Source organism: Stenotrophomonas sp. Steno-Z10-HUANG, from assembly GCF_056393075.1.
This window is the reverse complement of sequence record NZ_JBWJPA010000010.1, coordinates 129553-148314: the sequence shown is the minus strand read 5'-3', so window position 1 is coordinate 148314 and position 18762 is coordinate 129553. Positions and strand designations below refer to the sequence as shown.

The window sequence follows — 18762 nt, the reverse complement described above, 5'->3', positions numbered from 1 at the left end:
ATGCGCCATCTTCCCCCGCTGCTCGCCCTCTCGCTGTCCCTGGCCCTTGTGCCGCAGGCGCTCGCCCGGGGGCCGGCGGTCACCGCCATCGGCCAAGTGCAGGGCAGTGGCCCGCGCAGCCCGCTGGAAGGGCGCCAGGTCACCATCGAGGGGTTCGTCACTGCCGACCTGCGCGCCGGGCTCGGCGGCGTCTTCCTGCAGGATGCCGGCGATGGCGATCCGGCCACGTCCGATGCGCTGTTCGTGCAGCTGGACCCGGCGCGCGTGCTGCCCGCGGGGCAGTGGCTGCGTGTCACCGGCACGGTGCAGGAGCTGGCGGCCGGCAAGGGCGGCCAGACCCTGACCGCGCTGCAGGCCGAGACGCTGGCCGCGGCCCGTGCCCGCCCCGCGCCCGCGGTCACCGTGCTGGACGCCGTGCCCGCCAGCTGGGAAGCGCTGGAAGGGATGAAGGTGCGCATCACCGCACCGCTGACCCTGGCCGGGCAGGACCAGCTGGCGCGTCACGGCGAGCTGGCCGTGGCCTTCGACGGGCGGCTGTGGCAGCCGACCGAGTTGGCCGCCGCCGGCACCACGGAGAACGCGGCGCTGGTAGCCGACAACGCGCGCCGCCGGCTGCGCCTGGACGACGGCAGCAGCCAGCGCGATCCGGGCCGCGTGTCCTACCTGCCCGAGGCCGCGCAGCTGCGCACCGGCATGGTGTTCCGCGGCGTCGAGGGCGTGGTCGACCAGCGCCATGACGGCGACTACCGCCTGCAGCTGACCGCCGCGCTGCCGGTGCCGGCGATCGAGCGGCCGCAGCCGCCGGTGGTGGCCGGCGCACTGCGCATCGCCGCATTCAACCTGGAGAACTACTTCAACGGCGATGGCCACGGCGGCGGCTTCCCGACCCTGCGCGGCGCCAAGACGTTCGCGCAGTTCCAGGCGCAGCAGGCCAAGCTGGTCGCCACCATCCGCGGCCTCGACGCGGACGTGGCCGCGCTGATGGAACTGGAGAACGACGGCTACGGCCCGGACTCGGCGATCGCCGGGCTGGTGCGCGCACTCAACGAGGGGCAGGGCAAGGACCGCCACTGGGCGTTCGTCGACGCCGGCAAGGGGCCGGGCGACAACCCGATCCGCGTGGGCATCATCTACCGCGCCGCGCGGGTGGCGCCGGTGGGCAAGCCGGCGGTGCTGGAGCGCGAGCCGTTCGGCGAGCGCAGCCGGGTACCGCTGGCGCAGGCGTTCCGCATGGGCCGCAAGGGCCGGCCGTTCGTGGTCGTGGCCAACCATTTCAAATCCAAGGGCTGCAGCGAGGCCAGTGGCGCCGACGCCGACCAGAACGACGGCCAGGGCTGCTGGACCGCCACCCGGGTGGAATCGGCGCGCCTGCTGCACCAGTGGCTGCAGCGCGACCCGACCGGCAGTGGCAGCGTCGATGCGGTGTTGCTGGGTGACTTCAACGCCTATGCGATGGAAGCACCGATCCGCCAGCTGCAGGCCGATGGCTGGCGCGACGCGTTCAAGGTGGCCGGCGTGCCCCAGCCCTACAGCTACGTCTACAACGGCTTGACCGGGCGCCTGGACCACGCGCTGCTCAACCCGGGCATGGCGGCGCGGTTGAAGGGCGCGGCCGAATGGCACATCAACGCCGATGAAGCCGACGACGCCGGCTACCAGGGGCGCAACGTACCCGGCCCGTGGCGCAGCTCGGACCACGACCCGCTGCTGCTGGGCTTCGATCCCTGAGCCCGGGCGAAGCGGGCGCCGGTGTCATGTGCCTGGGGCCGGTGCCCCTCAGTGCGCGTGCCGCCGCGCCGCGTTCCACAGGTGGGCGCTGGCCAGTGCCAGGCTGCCGGCGACGGTAAGCGGCGTTTCGGCCCGCCCGCCCAGCCCGCCGCACGCCCCGGCCAGCAGCAGTGCCAGCCCGGTGCCCGCCAGCAGCCACAGCGCGGCCGGCAGCGGGCGGTGGCGATGCGCGCGCCACAGCGCGTAGCTGGTCAGCGGCGCGGCGATCAGCACGAACAGCCCATGCACCCATTCGGCCTCGCTCCAGGTGCCGAGCAGCGGCAGCAGCGCGGCCAGCAGCGGCAGCGCCAGGCAGTGCAGCAGGCACAGGCCGGACAGGGCGAGGGCGGAGACATCGAACAGGGCGGCGGCATGCTTCATCGGATCGGCTCCATTTGTTACAAAGTAACATAAAAAGGGGGGTGGGTAATCCCCTGGACAAGGAGGCCGTTCTGCAGGCTCAGCCCTGCGCGCCGCGCGCGATCAGCGCGATCGCCACCACCGCCAGGCCCAGGCCCAGGCGGTTCCAGGTGCTGGTCTTCTCGCCGAAGGCCAGTACGCCGATCAGCGCGCCCAGGCACACCACGCCGATGTTCATGCCGGCGAAGATGGTGGCCGGGCTGTGCGGCAACGCCTGGTGCGCGCGCACGTAGAACAGGATGTTGCCGAAGTTGATCGCGCCCAGCAGCAGGCCGAAGCCGAGGTTGCGCGCCTGCAGCCGCTGGCGGCCGCGGTAGTGGCGCAGCAGCTGCCAGCCCAGCATCAGCACGAAGGCGATGGCGAAGCTGGCCAGCAGCGCCGCGGTGGCCGGGGTGCCGGCCAGTGCCACCTGCTTGAGCAGGATGTCGATCAGCGCGAAGCCGGCCCATACCGCCAGCAGCCAGTGCCAGCTCGACGCCGTGCCGGCGCCGTGCTCGCCGCTGCGCGCACTCACGCCGACGATGGCCAACAGGCCCAGCCCCAGCCCGGCCAGTTTCCAGCCATTGGCGTGTTCGCCGAACAGCACGAACGCCGCGCCCAGCGACAGCAGCAGCGACAGCCGCTGCGCCACGTCGCTGCGCACGATGCCGGCTTCGCGCACGGCGCGCGCCAGCACCAGGAAGATGCCCGGCAGCGCCAGCGCCAGGCCCAGCAGCGCCGGCCACGGCGCATGGCCGTCGCGCAGCGACTGCAGCGATGGCCTGAGCAGCAGCAGCGACAGCACGCTGGCCGCCAGGTAGTTCCAGGTCACGGCCTGGGCGATGTCGATGCCGCGCCGCGGCGCCAGCTTCAGCAGGACCGAGACCAGCACGCTGCAGATCACGCTCAGGATCAGGAAGTGCATTGCCGTCGCTACCGGGGATGGCGGTGAAGCCGGTGAAGGGGGCCGGTATTATGGCGGCATGAGCAATCCTTCCTTTCCCCGCGAACCGGCGGTGCTGATGCTCGAGGGCCCGTGCGGGCCGCTCGAGGTCGCGGTCGATCCGCCCGAGGGCGATGTCGCCGCGCGGCCGGTCGTCGCCGTCATCTGCCACCCGCTGTCCACCGAAGGCGGCAGCATGCACAACAAGGTGGTGACCATGGCCGCGCGCGCCCTGCGCGAGCTGGGCATCACCACGGTGCGCTTCAATTTCCGCAGTGTCGGCGCTTCGGCCGGCAGCTACGACAACGGCGAAGGCGAGCAGGACGATCTGCGCGCGGTGGTGGCCTGGGTGCGCGCACAGCGCCCGGACTGCGCGCTGTGGCTGGCCGGTTTCAGCTTCGGCGCCTACGTCTCGCTGCGCGCCAGTGGCGCGCTGGCGCCGCAGGCGCTGATCTCGATCGCGCCGCCGGTCGGCCGCCGCACCTGGGATTTCGACGCGCTGCAGCCGCCGGCGCAGTGGCTGGTGGTGCAGGGCGACGCCGACGAGGTGGTCGACGCGCAGGCGGTCTATGCGTGGCTGGAGACGCTGGCCGACCCGCCTCAGCTGGTGCGCATGCCCGACACCAGCCATTTCTTCCATCGCAAGCTGATCGACCTGCGCGGCGCGATCCAGCACGAAGTGCGGCGCTGGCTGCCCGACGGCAGTTGCTGAGCATGGAGGCGACGACCCCCTCGCAGCGCTACGCCGCCGGCGTGGCCCGTGGCGACTGGCGCGACGATCCGGCCCAGCACCCGGCACTGGCCGAACTGGACCGCATCCACGAGGCCATCGTCGATTCGGCGCAGGACGGCTGGCTCGACCGGCTGTCGGCCTTCTGGAAGAAGCCCGGGCCGGTCAAGGGCCTGTATTTCTGGGGCGGCGTCGGCCGCGGCAAGACCTTCCTGGTCGACCTGTTCTACGACGGCCTGCCGATCGAGCAGAAGTACCGCACCCACTTCCACCGCTTCATGCGCGGCATCCACGAGCGCCTGCGCGAACACCAGGGCCAGAGCGACCCGCTGGCCAAGATCGCCCAGGAATGGCGCAGCAGGCTGCGGGTGCTGGTGCTGGACGAGTTCTTCGTCACCGACATCGGCGACGCGATGCTGCTGGCGCGCCTGCTGGAACGGCTGTTCGCCGAAGGCGTGACCCTGGTGACCACCTCCAACACCGCGGTGGAGAACCTGTATCTCAACGGCCTGCAGCGCGACAGCTTCCTGCCGGCCATCGCCCTGCTGCAGAAGTATTGTGTGGAGCTGTACGCCGAAGGCACCGAGGACTACCGCATGCGCGCGCTGACCCGCTCGCCGGTGTACCGCGCGCCGCTGGAAGGCGACAGCGACGCCTGGCTGGAGCGGCGCTGGAAGGAGCTGAGCGGCGGCCAGGACGCGCGCGCCGGCAACATCCAGATCGAGGGCCGCAAGATCCCCGTGCGCGGGCGTGGCAAGAGCATCGTCTGGTTCGATTTCGCGGCGCTGTGCGAAGGCCCGCGCGGGCCGTCGGACTACATCGAGATCGCGCGCGAGTTCAACACCGTGCTGCTGGGCGGCATCCCGCACTTCGACCGCCTGAACGAAGATGCCGCGCGGCGCTTCGTCAACCTGATCGACGAGCTCTACGACCGCCAGGTGAACCTGGTGTGCACCGCGCAGGACCCGCCGCCGCTGCTCTATTCCGGCACCCGCCTGGCCGGTGCCTTCGAGCGCACCGCCAGCCGCCTGATCGAGATGCAGAGTGCCGAGTACCTGGGAACCGCCCACCGCCTGTAGCCCGCTGGCCGCGTGCCGGGGCCGACCCCCGGCCGCGGCATGCGCCGCCAACCCCGTTCTTTGCCACCATCCGTTCTGTTCCGTGCCTGCCGCCGCGGCGGCCCACCCCGCAAGCAACGGAGTACGCAGATGAAGCACGCAAGCATGGCCTTCCGGCGTCCGCCGGTACGTTCGATGGCGTTCGCGCTGACGCTGCTGGCCGGCCTGCCGGCGCTCGCCGGCGAGCCGCGGTGGCCACCACCGGCGCCCGCCCCCGCCGTGGTGCAGCCCGACCTGCAGGCGCCCGTGCCCACGCGCCGGCGCCAGACCACCGCGGATTTCCGCGCGCCGGCGGCCAGCGTGTGCAGCGACATGCCGCGGATGCGCGAGGTGCCGGACCCGGACCCGCAGCCACCGGAGCGGGTGCGCGAGATCCCCACCCTGGTCGGCAAGGTTCCGCATCGCAGGGAACTGCACGAGATGGCGCCGCCGCCTCCGCCGCCGGCCCCCATGATCGCCGTCGACGCGGCGGTCAGGGTATCGGAGGTGGCGGACGCGCCCGCCGCGTCGTCGCCACCGGCGATGCAGCGCCCGGCCACGCCGGTGACCGCCGGCGTGGTCGATGACAACGCCGACTTCGGCGGGTTCCAGCAGTTCCTGCAGCGCCACCCCGAGGCGGCGCGGCTGGGGCGCGACGTGTCGGTGCGCCAGCGCCTGCGGGTGGTCGATGCGCAGGGCCGGCCGGTGCCCGATGCCGAGGTCGCCGTCTCCGCGGCCAATGGCGCGCGCATGTGGGCGCGCACCGATGCCGGCGGCCAGGCCTGGCTGCACCTGAATGCCTTCGACGACCGCGATTCGGCCAGCTACCGGGTCGACGTGCGCCGCGCCGGGCAGCAGGCCCGGGCGCAGTTGCGGCGCGGGCAGAAGGACGCGCTGGAAGTGCGCCTGCCCACCGCCGCGGCGATCCCGCGCGCGCGCCTGGACCTGGTGTTCATGGTCGATGCCACCGGCTCGATGGGCGACGAGATCGACAAGCTGCGCGCTTCGCTGCGCGACATCGTGCGCGGCATCGAGCAACTGCCGTCGCGCCCGGACGTGTGCCTCGGCCTGGTCACCTACCGCGACCGCGGCGACGAATACTTCGTGCGCAGCTGGGACCTCACCGGCAACGTCGCCGCGTTCCAGCAGGTGCTCGACGGGGTGCGTGCCGGCGGTGGCGGCGACATGCCCGAGGCGATGAACGAAGCCTTCGCGCATGCGGTGCAGGCGCTGGACTGGCGCGGACCGGCCACCACGCGGCTGCTGGTGTCGCTGGCCGACGCACCGCCGCACATGGACTATCCGCCGCCGCACTACGACCAGACCATGCTGGCGGCGCTGGGCAAGGGCATCAAGGTGTTCAGCGTGGCCGCGTCGGGGCAGGACACCACCGGCGAGATCGTGCAGCGGCAGATCGCCCAGTACACCGGCGGGCGCTTCATCTTCCTCACCTACAAGGTTGCGTCCGACCCGGGCAGCGGGCCGGGTCGCGAAACCGTGCACGATGTGGCCGACTATTCGGTGGATACGCTGGACGCGCTGGTGCTGCGGCTGGTGCGCGAGGAACTGGCGCAGCTGCCGCAGGGGTGAGCGCAGCGCCGGCGTCGTGTCGTCGGCCGGGGGGATCCTTTTCCCCGCGGGAGAAGCCGCCCGAAGCGCGGATCAGGGGGCGGCGTCGACGACGGTGAACCATCGGCCCTGACCGCCCTCACCCCGACCCCGCTCCCGCGGGGAGAAGGGCTTAGGGCAGCTCGATGCGGTTGTCCGGTGCCTGTTCCTTCGCCATCGGCGCCGTGGCCGGTACCCCGCCGCCGACGTTCATCATCCGCAGCGGCTGGCCGTCGTAGCGGAACTCCAGCGCCGACTGCACCCGGTCCAGCGCCAGGACCTGGGTACACAGGGACTGCACGTGCTGCTCCAGGGCGCGGGCGCGCGCTTCGATCTTCGGCTCCAGCTCCGCTTCCATCTTCCCGGTGCGTTTCTCGATGCGCTCTTCGCCGCCGGTGAGCAGGGTCCACAGCAGGCCGCGGGCGAGGGAGCCCTTGAGCGATTCGGCCGATGCCTGCACGCGCTGTTCGAAACCTTCGCCGAACAGCTCCTGCTCCCAGCGCCCGCGGCCGATGGTGGAGGCGACGAAGCGCTCGGCGTCCCTGCGCAGCGCGCGCACCTTGCGCGAATCGAAGTTGCCGGTCATGGAGCCGTACACCATGTCCAGCACGTCGAAGCTGATGCCCACCGATTCATTGGCGATGCCGGTGACCGCCGGCATCAACTGACGCACCCCGGTCTCCAGCACCCGCAGGCGTTGCGCGTCCGCGGCACTGACCACCTGCATGCGCCCGTCGATGCTCAGCTCGCCATCGTGGAACACGATCTCGCGCGGGCTGGCGTCGCGCTGCCGCAGCCAGATGCCGCCGCCGTCGACCAGCACGTCGTAATCGGTGCTGACCCCGCACTGGGTGGACGACAGCGCCGGCGGCTTCACCGGGCCGGCCTGCGCGGACAGGCATGGCAGGGCGAGCAGGGCAGCGGCGAGGAGCAGGCGGCGCATGCGGGGAATCCATTCGAAGGGCCGACAGGATCGCCGGCCGCGCCGTGGCCGGGCGCCCGCCGGAAGTCATGGCGCTGCAACCGGGGTATCGGACGATGAATGCGTGAGGTGTTTTCCTACCCGCCAATTGGCCTCCAAAGGGTTGACTGCGCAGTCCTGATGAGCCGTCAGTCCCGTGCCGGCCTGCCGCTCCGGAAGCGATCGCTTGTGCCACAAGGGGAGCGCGGCTATCCACAATATTTGGCGTTGACCTGGCCGGTCACCCCCACTATCTTGTGGCCCGTCGGTTCTGGCGGGTTGCTCCCCGCCGGATTGAAAGGGAAGCCGGTGACGCCTTCAATGGCCAGTCCGGCACTGCCCCGCAGCGGTAATTGGGAACGAACCCGCCACCTAGCACTGAGGCCCGATGCCTTGGGAAGCGGCGGAAGTAGGAGGAGGCCCCCGCCTCCGCGCCCATGAGTCCGAAGACCTGCCGACAGCCGCGCGAAGCACAGCGCGCGGTGCCGGCTGCGGAGTCTTCGAGGGGAAGACGGCTGGCGACGCGGCAGCGCCGGTGGCGACCTCGGGTCGTGCCCGTCGCGGATGCTGCGACGCCGTCCTTCCATGCTTGTCGCCCGCCACCGGCCCCCCTGGTTCCTGCGAGGGCAGGCGCCGCGTGCACCACGCCATGAGGACGCATTGCCGTGACCGCCACCGATACCGCCGTTGCCCCTGCCGAGGCCGGCTTCGAACTGACCCCCCCGCCGACCGCCACCGCCATGAGCGTGACCAAGCGCAATGGCGGCACCGAGCCGGTGGACCTGAACAAGATCGTCCGCGCGATCCAGCGCTGCTGCGACGGCCTGCATGCGGTCGATCCGATGCGCGTGGCCACTCGCACCATTTCCGGCCTCTACAACGGCGCCACCACCCAGGAACTGGACGAACTGTCGATCCGCACCGCCGCGCTGCTGATCGGCGAGGAGCCCGAGTACGGCCGCCTGGCCGCGCGCCTGCTGGCCAATTTCATCGCCAAGGAAGTATCCGGCCAGGAGATCCACGCGTTCTCGCAGTCGGTCGCCCGCGGCCACGAGGTGGGCCTGATCAACGAGCGCCTGCTCAATTTCGTGCAGGTCAACGCGCGCAAGCTCAACGATGCGGTCAACCTGGGCTACGACCTCAACTTCGACTACTTCGGCCTGCGCACGCTGTACGACCGCTACCTGCTGCGCCACCCGCACACCCGCAAGGTGATCGAGACGCCGCAGCAGTTCTTCCTGCGCATCGCCAGCGCGCTGTCCGAGGACGTGCCCGAGGCGCTGGCGCTGTACCAGCGGCTGGGCAACCTGGACTACCTGCCGTCCAGCCCGACCCTGTTCAACGCCGGCACCAGCCACGAGCAGCTGTCGTCGTGCTTCCTGCTGGATTCGCCGCAGGATTCGCTCGAGTCCATCTATGCCCGCTACGGCGACATCGCGCAGCTGTCCAAGTTCAGCGGCGGCATCGGCGTGAGCTACACCCGGGTGCGTTCGCGCGGTTCGCTGATCAAGTCCACCAACGGCCATTCCAACGGCATCGTGCCGTGGCTGAAGACGCTCGACTCCTCGGTCGCCGCGGTCAACCAGGGCGGCAAGCGCAAGGGCGCGGCCTGCGTCTACTTGGAAACTTGGCATGCCGACATCGAGGATTTCCTGGAGCTGCGCGACAACGCCGGCGACGATGCCCGCCGCACCCACAACCTCAACCTCGCCAACTGGGTGCCGGACCTGTTCATGCAGCGGGTGGAGGCCGACCAGCCGTGGTCGCTGTTCGATCCGCGCGTGGTGCCGGAATTCACCGACCTGTACGGCGAGGCGTTCGAACGCGCCTACCTGCAGGCCGAGGCCCAGGGCAAGGCGGTCAAGACCGTGCCGGCGCGCAAGCTGTACGCGCGGATGATGCGCACCCTGGCCGAGACCGGCAACGGCTGGATGACCTTCAAGGACAAGTGCAACAAGGCCAGCAACCAGACCCTGCGCGCCGGCAACGTCATCCACCTGTCCAACCTGTGCACCGAGATCCTCGAAGTCACCTCGGCCGAGGAGACAGCGGTGTGCAACCTGGGCTCGATCAACCTCGGCAACCACCTGGACGCGCATGGCGATTTCGATTTCGACAAGCTCGCCGAGACCGTGCGCCTGGCCGTGCGCCAGCTCGACCGGGTGATCGACCTGAACTTCTACCCGATCGAGACCGCGCGCCGCGGCAACCTGCGCTGGCGCCCGGTCGGCCTGGGCTGCATGGGCCTGCAGGACGTGTTTTTCCGCAAGCGCCTGCCGTTCGACTCGGACGCCGCGCGCGCGCTGTCGGCGAAGATCGCCGAGGCGATCTACTACCACGCGCTGGAAACCTCGTGCGAGCTGGCGCAGGAGCGCGGCCGCCACCCCTCGTTCAACGACACCCGCGCCGCCAGCGGCGAGCTGCAGTTCGATGCCTGGGGCGTGGTGCCGGCCGACGCCGCGCGCTGGGACGCGCTGCGCGAGCGCATTGCCAAGCACGGCCTGCGCAACTCGCTGATGATCGCTATCGCCCCGACCGCGACCATCGCCTCGATCGCCGGCTGCTACGAGTGCGTGGAGCCGCAGGTATCCAACCTGTTCAAGCGCGAGACCCTGTCCGGCGACTTCCTGCAGGTCAACCGCTACCTGGTCGGCGAGCTCAAGCAGCTGGGGCTGTGGACGCCGGAGATGCGCGACGCGATCAAGCTGGCCGACGGCTCGATCCAGAACCTGCCGCAGATCCCCGAGGCGCTGCGCGGCGTGTACCGCACCGCGTGGGAACTGCCGATGCGCGCGCTGATCGACATGGCCGCAGACCGCGGCGCCTTCATCGACCAGTCCGCCTCGCTCAACCTGTTCATGGAGAGCCCGAACATCGGCGCGATGTCGTCCATGTACATGTACGCGTGGAAGAAGGGCATCAAGACTACGTACTACCTGCGCTCGCGCCCGGCCACCCGGATCGCCAAGACCACGGTCAGCAGTTACACCCCGGCCGAAGCCGTCGCCTGCTCGCTGGAGAACCCGGAAGCCTGCGAGGCCTGCCAGTGAGGCAGGAGTGAATGAAGAGGAGTGAGGAGTGAGAAGGAGCAACGGCAAAAAGCCACCGTCATTTCATCTTTCTCTTCTTCGTCTGCGCCGCATGCTGGTCAGCATGCGGCTGGTTTCCTCGATCAGACTGCGCGCGCCTGTTGTCTGGTCGTGGGGAAACCAATACAGGTCTTCGCACAATGTCAGCAGTGTTTCCACTTCGGACAGTGAGCCGTGTGCTATCGCAAGGAAGTGCGCCTTCTCTGCGGAACTCTCGCCGGTCCAGCCTTCGGCAATGTTGGCAGGAATGGAAATGGCGGCACGGGTGAGCTGGCTCCGCATCCCGTAAACCTCTTCGCGCGGAAGTCCGGGCACCAGCTTGTAGACGGAAAGCGCCAGCTTCATGGCTTTCCGCCAGAGAACAGTTCGTTGGTAATGCATGCGTTCCCGGGGGGCGAATCCGGCCCCAGCCTCACCTTCCCGGGAAAGCCAAAAAATAAGGAATTTTCGTATGTCTTCGTCAGCCGATACCCTTGCAGTGACCCCTCTCGCTCCTCACTCCTCTTCACTCACTCCTCGTCTTCTCGACCCGGGCTTCGAACTGACCCTGCGCCCGATGCGCTACCCGCAGTTCTATGACATGTACCGCGATGCGATCAAGAACAGCTGGACGGTCGACGAGATCAACTTCCAGATCGACATCACCGACCTGCACCACAAGATGACCGCGGCCGACCGCCACCTGATCCACCGCCTGGTGGCGTTCTTCGCCACCGGCGATTCCATCGTTTCCAACAACCTGGTGCTGAACCTGTACCAGCACCTCAACGCGCCGGAAGCGCGCATGTACCTGTCGCGCCAGCTGTATGAAGAAGCGCTGCACGTGCAGTTCTACCTGACCCTGCTGGACAACTACCTGCCCGACCCGGAAGAGCGCTTCCGGGCCTTCGCCGCGGTGGAGAACATCGCCTCGATCAAGAAGAAGGCCGACTTCTGCTTCAAGTGGATCGACTCGATCCAGGGGCTCAAGCGCATCGAGACCCGCGAGCAGCGCCGCCAGTTCCTGCTCAACCAGATCTGCTTCGCCGCCTGCATCGAGGGCCTGTTCTTCTTCGCCGCGTTCGCCTACGTGTACTACTTCCGCTCGCGCGGGCTGCTGCCGGGGCTGGCATCGGGCACCAACTGGGTGTTCCGCGACGAAAGCTGCCACATGGAGTTCGCCTTCGAATGCGTGCGCACCATCCGCGCCGAGGAGCCGGACCTGTTCGACGCGGCGATGGAGCGCCAGGTCTACGAGATGCTGTCCGAGGCCATCGAATGCGAGGTGCAGTTCGCCGAGGACGTGCTGTCCGGCGGCGTGGCCGGTATTTCCACCCGCGACATGCGCCAGTACCTGCAGCACTGCGCCGACAACCATTTCGTCAAGCTCGGCATGGCCAAGCGGTACAACGTGCGCAACCCGCTGCCGTTCATGGAGCTGCAGGACGTGCAGGAGCTGACCAACTTCTTCGAGCGCCGGGTCTCGGCCTACCAGGTCGGCGTACAGGGCGAAGTCGCCTTCGACATGAATTTCTGAGGCGGGGCGCCGGGGTGGGGCGGCGGGGCGCAGGCGTCACGCCGCCGGTGCCCGGCGCTGCGTATCATCCGCTCCTGCCCCCACTGCCGCGACCGTCGCCATGAATGCCACGCCCAGCATCGTCCCGCCCACCGAAGTGCGCATGGTGGAGATCGTCTTTCCCAACCACACCAACCACCTGGGCACCCTGTTCGGCGGCCAGGCGATGGCATGGATGGACAAGGCGGCCTTCCTGGCCGCCGCGCGCTACTCGCGGCGCACCGTGGTTACCGCGCATTCGGACCAGGTGGACTTCAAGCTGCCGATCCGCATCGGCGAGATGGTCGAAACCGTCGGCCGGGTGGTCGAGGTCGGGCGCAGCTCGATGACGGTGCAGGTCGAGCTGATCGCCGAGGACCTGCACAGCGGCGAGCGCAAGCTGTGCACGCGCGGCCACTTCGTGATGGTGGCGCTGGATGCCGACGGGCGCCCGACCTCGGTGCCGCCGCTGCCGGCGCAGGCCTGAGCGGAGGGCCGGACCATGGCGGTGCGGCCGGATGACGCCGGCATCCACGTTCCGGGCGCGGCGGATGCGCGGCTGGCGGCATTCGTCGCCCGCCACCGGCGGCTGCTGCTGCTGACCGGCGCCGGGTGCAGCACCGATTCGGGCATTCCCGATTACCGCGATGCCGACGGCCAGTGGAAGCGCACGCCGCCGGTGGACTACCGCGCGTTCATGGCCGACGCGGCCGTGCGCCGGCGCTACTGGGCGCGCAGCCTGGCCGGCTGGCCGCGCTTCGGTTACGCCCTGCCCAATGCCACCCACCAGGCGCTGGCCGCGCTGGAGGCGGCCGGCCGGGTGGAACTGCTGTTGACCCAGAACGTGGACGGCCTGCACCAGCGCGCCGGCAGCCGGCGTGTGATCGACCTGCACGGGCGGCTGGATCAGGTGCGCTGCATGGGCTGCGGCGCGCGCTCGCCGCGCGAGGCACTGCAGCAGCGCCTGCTCGAGGCCAACCCCGGGTGGGCGACTGCACAAGCATCACAGGCGCCCGATGGCGACGCCGACCTGGAGGGCGATTTCAGCGGCTTCGTGGTGCCGGACTGCCTGGCCTGTGGCGGCCTGCTCAAGCCGGATGTGGTGTTCTTTGGCGAGAACGTGCCGCGCGAACGCGTGGCCGACGTGCATGCGCACCTGCAGCGCGCCGACGCGGTGCTGGTGGTCGGCTCGTCGCTGATGGTCTATTCCGGGTTCCGCTTCGTCGATGCCGCGGCCCGGGCCGGGCTGCCGGTGGCCGCGGTCAACCTCGGCCGGACCCGCGCCGACGCGCTGCTGTCGCTGAAAGTGGAGCAGCCATGCGCGCAGGCGTTGGCGTTCCTGCTCGACGGCAGCTGGGCGGCGGCCAAGACGCAGTGATCCACCGCGCCGGTTGAATCGACCCGCCGGGCGGGAGTGCAATGGGCGCCCCCCACAAGCGGATCACCCCCACGTGAGCCTTCTGTTCTCGCCGCTGTCGCTCGGCCCCCTGTCGCTGTCCAACCGCATCGTCATCGCCCCGATGTGCCAGTACTCGGCCGATGACGGCCGTGCCACCAGCTGGCATGCCCAGCACCTGGGCACGCTGTCGCAGTCCGGCGCCGGGTTGCTGATCCTGGAGGCCACGGCGGTCGAACCCCGCGGCCGCATCAGCTGGGCCGACCTGGGGCTGTGGGACGATGCTACCGAGGCGGCGCTGGGCGAGGTGCTGGCCGCGGTACGGCGCTGGTCGAAGATGCCCATCGGCATCCAGCTGGCGCATGCCGGGCGCAAGGCGTCCACCGCGCGGCCCTGGGACGGCGGTGGCGCCATCGCCCCCGGCCAGGCGCATGGCTGGCAGGTGCTGGCGCCGTCGGCGCTGCCGTTCAACGCCGGCGATCCGGTGCCGCAGGCGCTGGACGCGGCCGGCATCGACGCGCTGGTGGAGGCCTTCGCCGCGGCCGCGCGGCGCGCGGCGCGGCTGGGCCTGGAACTGATCGAGATCCATGCCGCCCACGGTTACCTGCTGCACCAGTTCCTGTCGCCGTTGAGCAACCATCGCGACGATGACTACGGCGGCTCGCTGGACAACCGCATGCGCCTGCTGCTGCGGGTGTTCGACGCGGTGCGCGCGGCAGTGCCGGCGGGTGTCGCGGTAGGCGTGCGGATCTCCGCCACCGACTGGGTGGACGGTGGCTGGGACCTGGCGCAGAGCATCGCCGTGGCCCGCGCACTGGAAGCACGCGGCAGCGATTTCATCCACGTCTCCAGCGGCGGCCTGGACCCGCGCCAGCAGATTCCGGTGGCGCCGGGCTACCAGGTGCCGCTGGCCAGTGCGATCAAGGCGCAGGTCGCCACGCCGGTGATGGCGGTGGGGCTGATCACCGAGCCACGCCAGGCCGAAGCGATCCTGGCCGAAGGCCATGCCGACGCCATCGGCATCGCCCGCGGCATCCTCTACGACCCGCGCTGGCCGTGGCACGCGGCAGCCGAGCTTGGCGCGCAGGTACACGCCGCGCCGCAGTACCTGCGTTGCCAGCCGCACGGGCTGCGCGCGCTGTTCGGGTAGGTGCCGGGCCCGCCGGGCAGGGGCTCTGCGGGGCAAGCCCCGCAGCGACGGGAGGCCCAGTTGGTTTCCCCGGAAAATTTCGAGCGTCGCTAGACTCCGTCGATGCGACCCGATTACATCCTCACCCTTTCCTGCCCGGACCGTACCGGCATCGTCTACCGTGTCTCCGGCCTGCTGTTCGAGGCCGGCTGCAACATCCTCGACGCCCAGCAGTTCGGCGACGAGGAAAGCGGCCGTTTCTTCCTGCGCGTGCACTTCGACATGGCCGCGGCCGGCGACGCGGCGGCGCTGCGCGAACGCCTGGCACAACTGGGCGCGGAGTACGCCATGGACTGGCAATTGCACGACGCGCGCCGCCGCGCGCGGCTGCTGGTGCTGGTCAGCAGGCAGGGGCATTGCCTGAACGACCTGCTGTTCCGCGCGCACAGCGGCCAGCTGCGGGTGGACATCGCCGCGGTGGCCTCCAACCACCCGGATTTCGCCAGCCTGTCCGGTTCCTACGGCGTGCCGTTCCACCATCTGCCGGTGGACGCGGGCAACCGCGTGCAGCAGGAACGGCAACTGCTCGACCTGGTCGAGCGCGAACGCATCGACCTGGTGGTGCTGGCCCGCTACATGCAGATCCTGTCGCCGCAGCTGTGCCAAGCGCTGGCCGGCCGCGCGATCAACATCCACCACAGCTTCCTGCCCAGCTTCAAGGGCGCCCAGCCGTACCACCAGGCGCACGCGCGCGGGGTCAAGATCATCGGCGCCACCGCGCACTACGTCACCAGCGACCTGGACGAAGGCCCGATCATCGAGCAGGACGTGGCCCGCGTGGACCATGCCATGACGCCGCGCGAGCTGGTGCGGCTGGGCAGCGACACCGAATCGCTGGTGCTGGCCCGCGCCGTGCGCCGCCACGTCGAGCACCGCATCCTGCTCAACGGCCACCGCACCGTGGTGTTCCGCTGAGCGGCGGCATCACGCCACGATGTCGATCCCGCCTTCGATCAGCGCGATGCGGGTGGCTTCGTCGCCCTCGGGCGATACCGGCCGCGTCAGCTCCCACAGGAACCGCACGCGGAAGCCACTGATCGCCGCGTCCTGCGCGCTCCACAGCACGCAGTAGTCGCGCGCCAGCCCGCAGACGTGCACCTCGCTGATGCCGCGCTCGTGCAGCCAGCCGGCCAGGCCGGTGGCCGGGCGCTCGCCGCGCGGGCCGTGGTTCTCGCGGAACGCGCTGTACGAATCCACCTGGCGATGGCTGCCCTTGCGCAGGATCAGGTCGGCGCTGCTCCAGTCCACCTGCGGGTGCAGTGCCGCGCCCGCGGTGCCCTGCACGCAGTGGTCCGGCCACAGCGTCTGCGCATGGCCGTGCAGCGGAATCGACTCGAACAGCCGGCGGCCGGCGTGCTGGCTGGCGAACGACGCATGGTCGGCCGGGTGCCAGTCCTGGGTGGCCACGACGGTGGCGTAGTGGCGCCGCGCCAGCAGTGCGGCGATACCCGGCACGATGGCATCGCCCTGGTGGCACGGCAGCGCGCCGCCGGGCATGAAGTCGGGTTGCAGGTCGATCACCAGCAGGGCGGTGTCATTGCCGTACATCGCAGGTTCCGGTGCGGGGAACCTTGAAGTGTAACGCCGTGATGGGCGGTGCCGGCCCGCGGCACACGCCACCCGTGGCCGCGCGGCCTGCGCATCGGCCTACACTGCGGCGTCGGCAGGCTGCCGGCGGACAACCGGGAGGCGGCGATGATCCAGTGGTGGGAACTTGGCCTGCGGCTGCTGCTGGCGGCCCTGCTCGGCGCGGTGATCGGCATCAACCGCGGGCGCCTGGAATGGGCCGCCGGACTGCGCACGCACATGCTCGTCTGCGTGGGCTCGGCGCTGGCGGTGATCGTGTCCACGTTCGGCTTCTTCGACGTGCTGGGGCGGCCGGGCATCCAGCTCGATCCGTCGCGCATCGCCGCGCAGGTGGTCAGCGGCGTGGGCTTCCTCGGCGCCGGCACCATCCTGTTCCTGCAGCGCGAGCAGGTGATCCGCGGGCTGACCACCGCCGCTGGATTGTGGGCGGTGGCGTCGGTTGGCCTGGCTGCGGGCGCCGGCCTTTATGCGGCGGCGATCATGGCGACGCTGCTGATGTGGGCGATCCTGGCATTGCTCAAGCCGCTGGAACAGCGTTACCTGCACCGTCGCGCACACAGCGGCCGGTTGCGCCTGCGCATCGCGGCGGGTACGCCGCTGGCACGGGTGGAGAATGCCGCCAGCGACGCGGGCCTGCCGGTCCGGCGCATCACCCTGCGTCCGCGCGAGCAGGACAACGACATCGTCGACATCGATTGCGACCCGCCGCTGCCGCGCGCGCAGATGCTGGCCAGGGCGGAGCAGCTGGGCCGCGTCGAAGGCGTGGTGTCGGTGGAGCTGCCCGGGCTGGCCGAGGGCTGAGCACGAGGGCGCGGCGCCGGTTCCCGGTGCGCGGTGGAGAGGGCCGCACCGCATCCGCCCGGACTGCTTCATCCGCGGGTCCAGCATGGATCTTCTGCGCCGCTGCGGGATCGGTGGGTCGTGCCGCCTACAACGCGCGCCAATGCCCTGGATTTCCGGGGAAATGCATCTTCACACAATCATCACAAACCTATATGGTGCCCGGTCGCGCGCGCCTGCCCGTGGCGTGCGTCGTGCAGGCCGGAGGGTCTGGATACCTGTCCCGGCAAGGGGCAATCAGGAGATGTGGTGATGATGGAAACTTCAATCCGGCCCCGCGTTGTGATCGCGGCTGTCCTTGGCGTCATTCTGGGAGCGAGCAGCTTTGCCAGCCATGCCGCGATCTCGAAGATCATTCCCGGGGGGCGCCTGATCACCGCCGCGCTGGGCTCGAAGAAGTGTCCGGAAAGTGCCGGCTCCCTGCGCATCGTCGAGCCGGACGACGGCATGGGGGCCTGGGCATCGTACGGCCTGCCCGCACCGACGCGGATGCTGCGCGTGCTGGTGAACGACTCCCGCTGCTTCTCCGTCCTGGACCGGGGCGTCGGCTTTGCGGCTGCGCAGGCCGAGCGCGCGCTGGCCCAGGCGGGCCACCTGCAGGACGACCAGAACATCGGGGCAGGGCAGATGCTGGGCGCCGACTTCGTGCTGATTCCCGACATCGTGTCGCAGAACCCGAACGCGGGCGGCAGCAATGTCGGCGTGCAGGCGGCGTCCGGTCAGAAGCGTGGCCTGATGGCCGGCATGCTCAACGTCGCCACGCTTGGCATCGCGGGCAAGATGTCCAGCAACAAGCAGACCGCGCAGGTGGTGTTGACGCTCGTGGACGTACGCACGTCCGAACAGCTGGTCAGCGTGACCGGCGAGGCGAAGATCACCGATCGCGCGTGGTCGGCGATGGTCAATGCGTCGAATGCGCAGGGCAACGCCGGCGTGCGCCTGGGCAGCTGGGAGAACACCGAGATCGGCAAGGTCATCCAGGAGGCCTACGAAGAGGCCTTCGAGCAGATGGTTGCGGACATCCAGAAGCCACGCAGCCGGGTGTTCGCGCGGCAGCAACCGAAGGCGGCCCCGCAGGCCCCGGCAATCATGGCCGCGGTCGAACCGATGGCGCGCCTGGACGCGCCGGCGATCGCCGCGCAGGCCACCGCGGTGATGCCGGTGCTCGCCGCTGCGGCCGCCGCGTCGCTGCCGCTGCCACTGCCTGGCGAAGTCGAGGCAGTGCCCGGGCTGCCGGTGGCGCCCACCATCGTGCCAGCAGTCGCCGATGGGGTGCCCGACGCGCAACTGGCGCTGAAGCAACTGGCAGGTGCGGGTACGCTCGCGCTGCGCCGCACCGCGCGACTGCTCAGTGGCGCGAACAGCCAGGCGGGCACGGTGGCCGAACTGGCTACCGGCATGCTGGTGTTTCCCACCGGCAACATCCAGGGGAACATGCTCGAAGTCGAGGACGAGATGGGCAACAAGGGCTGGGTGCCCTCGGCGGTGGTGTCGGCGCCCTGAGCCCCATCCGCCGCGCCGCGACGGTGGGGCCTGCACCTGGTCCGGCGCAGGCGGAGCCCACGCGAATCCCGCCCAGACGATGAATCCGTACAAGTGGTGCAGGCTGCAGCCGCTGAGCT

17 protein-coding genes and 1 riboswitch are annotated in these 18762 nt (G+C 70.1%); of the genes, 12 read left to right on the top strand and 5 right to left on the bottom strand.

Going from position 1 to position 18762, the window contains the following annotated elements; translation table 11 throughout:
* Positions 1-1728: an ExeM/NucH family extracellular endonuclease gene (locus tag AC06E6_RS13770; protein WP_478061700.1), complete on the top strand. Its 1728-nt coding sequence runs from the start codon at positions 1-3 to the stop codon at positions 1726-1728.
* A gap of 48 nt (positions 1729-1776) precedes the next feature.
* Here AC06E6_RS13770 and AC06E6_RS13765 read toward each other — a convergent pair whose 3' ends face one another.
* Positions 1777-2148: a MerC family mercury resistance protein gene (locus tag AC06E6_RS13765; RefSeq protein WP_313248911.1), complete on the bottom strand. Its 372-nt coding sequence runs from the start codon at positions 2146-2148 to the stop codon at positions 1777-1779.
* A 79-nt stretch (positions 2149-2227) separates the two neighbouring features.
* On the bottom strand, positions 2228-3091 hold the full coding sequence (locus AC06E6_RS13760) for an EamA family transporter (protein ID WP_240212468.1): 864 nt from the start codon (positions 3089-3091) through the stop codon (positions 2228-2230).
* A gap of 58 nt (positions 3092-3149) precedes the next feature.
* On the opposite strand from AC06E6_RS13760, the gene AC06E6_RS13755 reads away from it, so the two are divergent.
* The 3 genes from AC06E6_RS13755 (at position 3150) to AC06E6_RS13745 (ending at position 6526) form a co-directional block, all read left to right on the top strand.
* Positions 3150-3821 (top strand): alpha/beta hydrolase, encoded by a 672-nt coding sequence (locus tag AC06E6_RS13755; protein WP_056932714.1) that lies wholly within the window; start codon positions 3150-3152, stop codon positions 3819-3821.
* Positions 3822-3823: 2 nt separating this feature from the next.
* Positions 3824-4918 carry a cell division protein ZapE gene (gene zapE, locus AC06E6_RS13750; RefSeq protein WP_104940297.1) on the top strand — a complete coding sequence of 365 codons (1095 nt, stop codon included), beginning with the start codon at positions 3824-3826 and terminating at the stop codon, positions 4916-4918.
* Between the two features lie 129 nt (positions 4919-5047).
* The gene (locus tag AC06E6_RS13745; RefSeq protein WP_240212467.1) at positions 5048-6526 is read left to right on the top strand and encodes a vWA domain-containing protein; all 1479 of its coding nucleotides are present in this window, start codon (positions 5048-5050) and stop codon (positions 6524-6526) included.
* 151 nt (positions 6527-6677) lie between these two features.
* On the opposite strand, the gene AC06E6_RS13740 is transcribed toward AC06E6_RS13745, so the two are convergent.
* Positions 6678-7487, bottom strand: coding sequence for a DUF2884 family protein (locus AC06E6_RS13740; RefSeq protein WP_240212466.1), 810 nt, complete (start codon positions 7485-7487; stop codon positions 6678-6680).
* A gap of 267 nt (positions 7488-7754) precedes the next feature.
* Positions 7755-7978: riboswitch (cobalamin riboswitch) on the top strand.
* A gap of 267 nt (positions 7979-8245) precedes the next feature.
* On the opposite strand from AC06E6_RS13740, the gene AC06E6_RS13735 reads away from it, so the two are divergent.
* The gene (locus tag AC06E6_RS13735; RefSeq protein ID WP_240212557.1) at positions 8246-10555 is read left to right on the top strand and encodes a ribonucleoside-diphosphate reductase subunit alpha; all 2310 of its coding nucleotides are present in this window, start codon (positions 8246-8248) and stop codon (positions 10553-10555) included.
* 63 nt (positions 10556-10618) lie between these two features.
* On the opposite strand, the gene AC06E6_RS13730 is transcribed toward AC06E6_RS13735, so the two are convergent.
* Entirely contained in the window at positions 10619-10975 is a 357-nt protein-coding gene (locus tag AC06E6_RS13730) for a four helix bundle protein (protein ID WP_275692527.1), read from the bottom strand.
* Positions 10976-11150: 175 nt separating this feature from the next.
* Between AC06E6_RS13730 and AC06E6_RS13725 the strand changes: the two genes are divergently transcribed.
* From AC06E6_RS13725 to purU, 5 genes are all read left to right on the top strand, one after another.
* Positions 11151-12110, top strand: a complete 960-nt coding sequence (locus tag AC06E6_RS13725) for a ribonucleotide-diphosphate reductase subunit beta (protein ID WP_240212556.1) — start codon at positions 11151-11153, stop codon at positions 12108-12110.
* Between the two features lie 100 nt (positions 12111-12210).
* The gene (locus AC06E6_RS13720; RefSeq protein WP_104939837.1) at positions 12211-12615 is read left to right on the top strand and encodes an acyl-CoA thioesterase; all 405 of its coding nucleotides are present in this window, start codon (positions 12211-12213) and stop codon (positions 12613-12615) included.
* A 15-nt stretch (positions 12616-12630) separates the two neighbouring features.
* Positions 12631-13506 carry an NAD-dependent protein deacetylase gene (locus AC06E6_RS13715; RefSeq protein ID WP_478061698.1) on the top strand — a complete coding sequence of 292 codons (876 nt, stop codon included), beginning with the start codon at positions 12631-12633 and terminating at the stop codon, positions 13504-13506.
* Between the two features lie 73 nt (positions 13507-13579).
* Positions 13580-14674, top strand: coding sequence for an NADH:flavin oxidoreductase/NADH oxidase (locus AC06E6_RS13710; RefSeq protein ID WP_313255117.1), 1095 nt, complete (start codon positions 13580-13582; stop codon positions 14672-14674).
* A 102-nt stretch (positions 14675-14776) separates the two neighbouring features.
* Complete coding sequence (purU, locus tag AC06E6_RS13705; protein WP_240212462.1) at positions 14777-15628, top strand: formyltetrahydrofolate deformylase; 852 nt, start codon at positions 14777-14779, stop codon at positions 15626-15628.
* A 9-nt stretch (positions 15629-15637) separates the two neighbouring features.
* Here the strand turns inward: purU and pncA are convergent, their stop codons facing one another.
* Positions 15638-16261, bottom strand: coding sequence for a bifunctional nicotinamidase/pyrazinamidase (pncA, locus tag AC06E6_RS13700; RefSeq protein WP_240212461.1), 624 nt, complete (start codon positions 16259-16261; stop codon positions 15638-15640).
* 147 nt (positions 16262-16408) lie between these two features.
* On the opposite strand from pncA, the gene AC06E6_RS13695 reads away from it, so the two are divergent.
* Both AC06E6_RS13695 and AC06E6_RS13690 read left to right on the top strand, forming a co-directional pair.
* The gene (locus tag AC06E6_RS13695; protein ID WP_240212460.1) at positions 16409-17101 is read left to right on the top strand and encodes an MgtC/SapB family protein; all 693 of its coding nucleotides are present in this window, start codon (positions 16409-16411) and stop codon (positions 17099-17101) included.
* Positions 17102-17392: 291 nt separating this feature from the next.
* Positions 17393-18643 (top strand): CsgG/HfaB family protein, encoded by a 1251-nt coding sequence (locus tag AC06E6_RS13690; protein ID WP_275692533.1) that lies wholly within the window; start codon positions 17393-17395, stop codon positions 18641-18643.
* Positions 18644-18762: the final 119 nt, after the last annotated feature.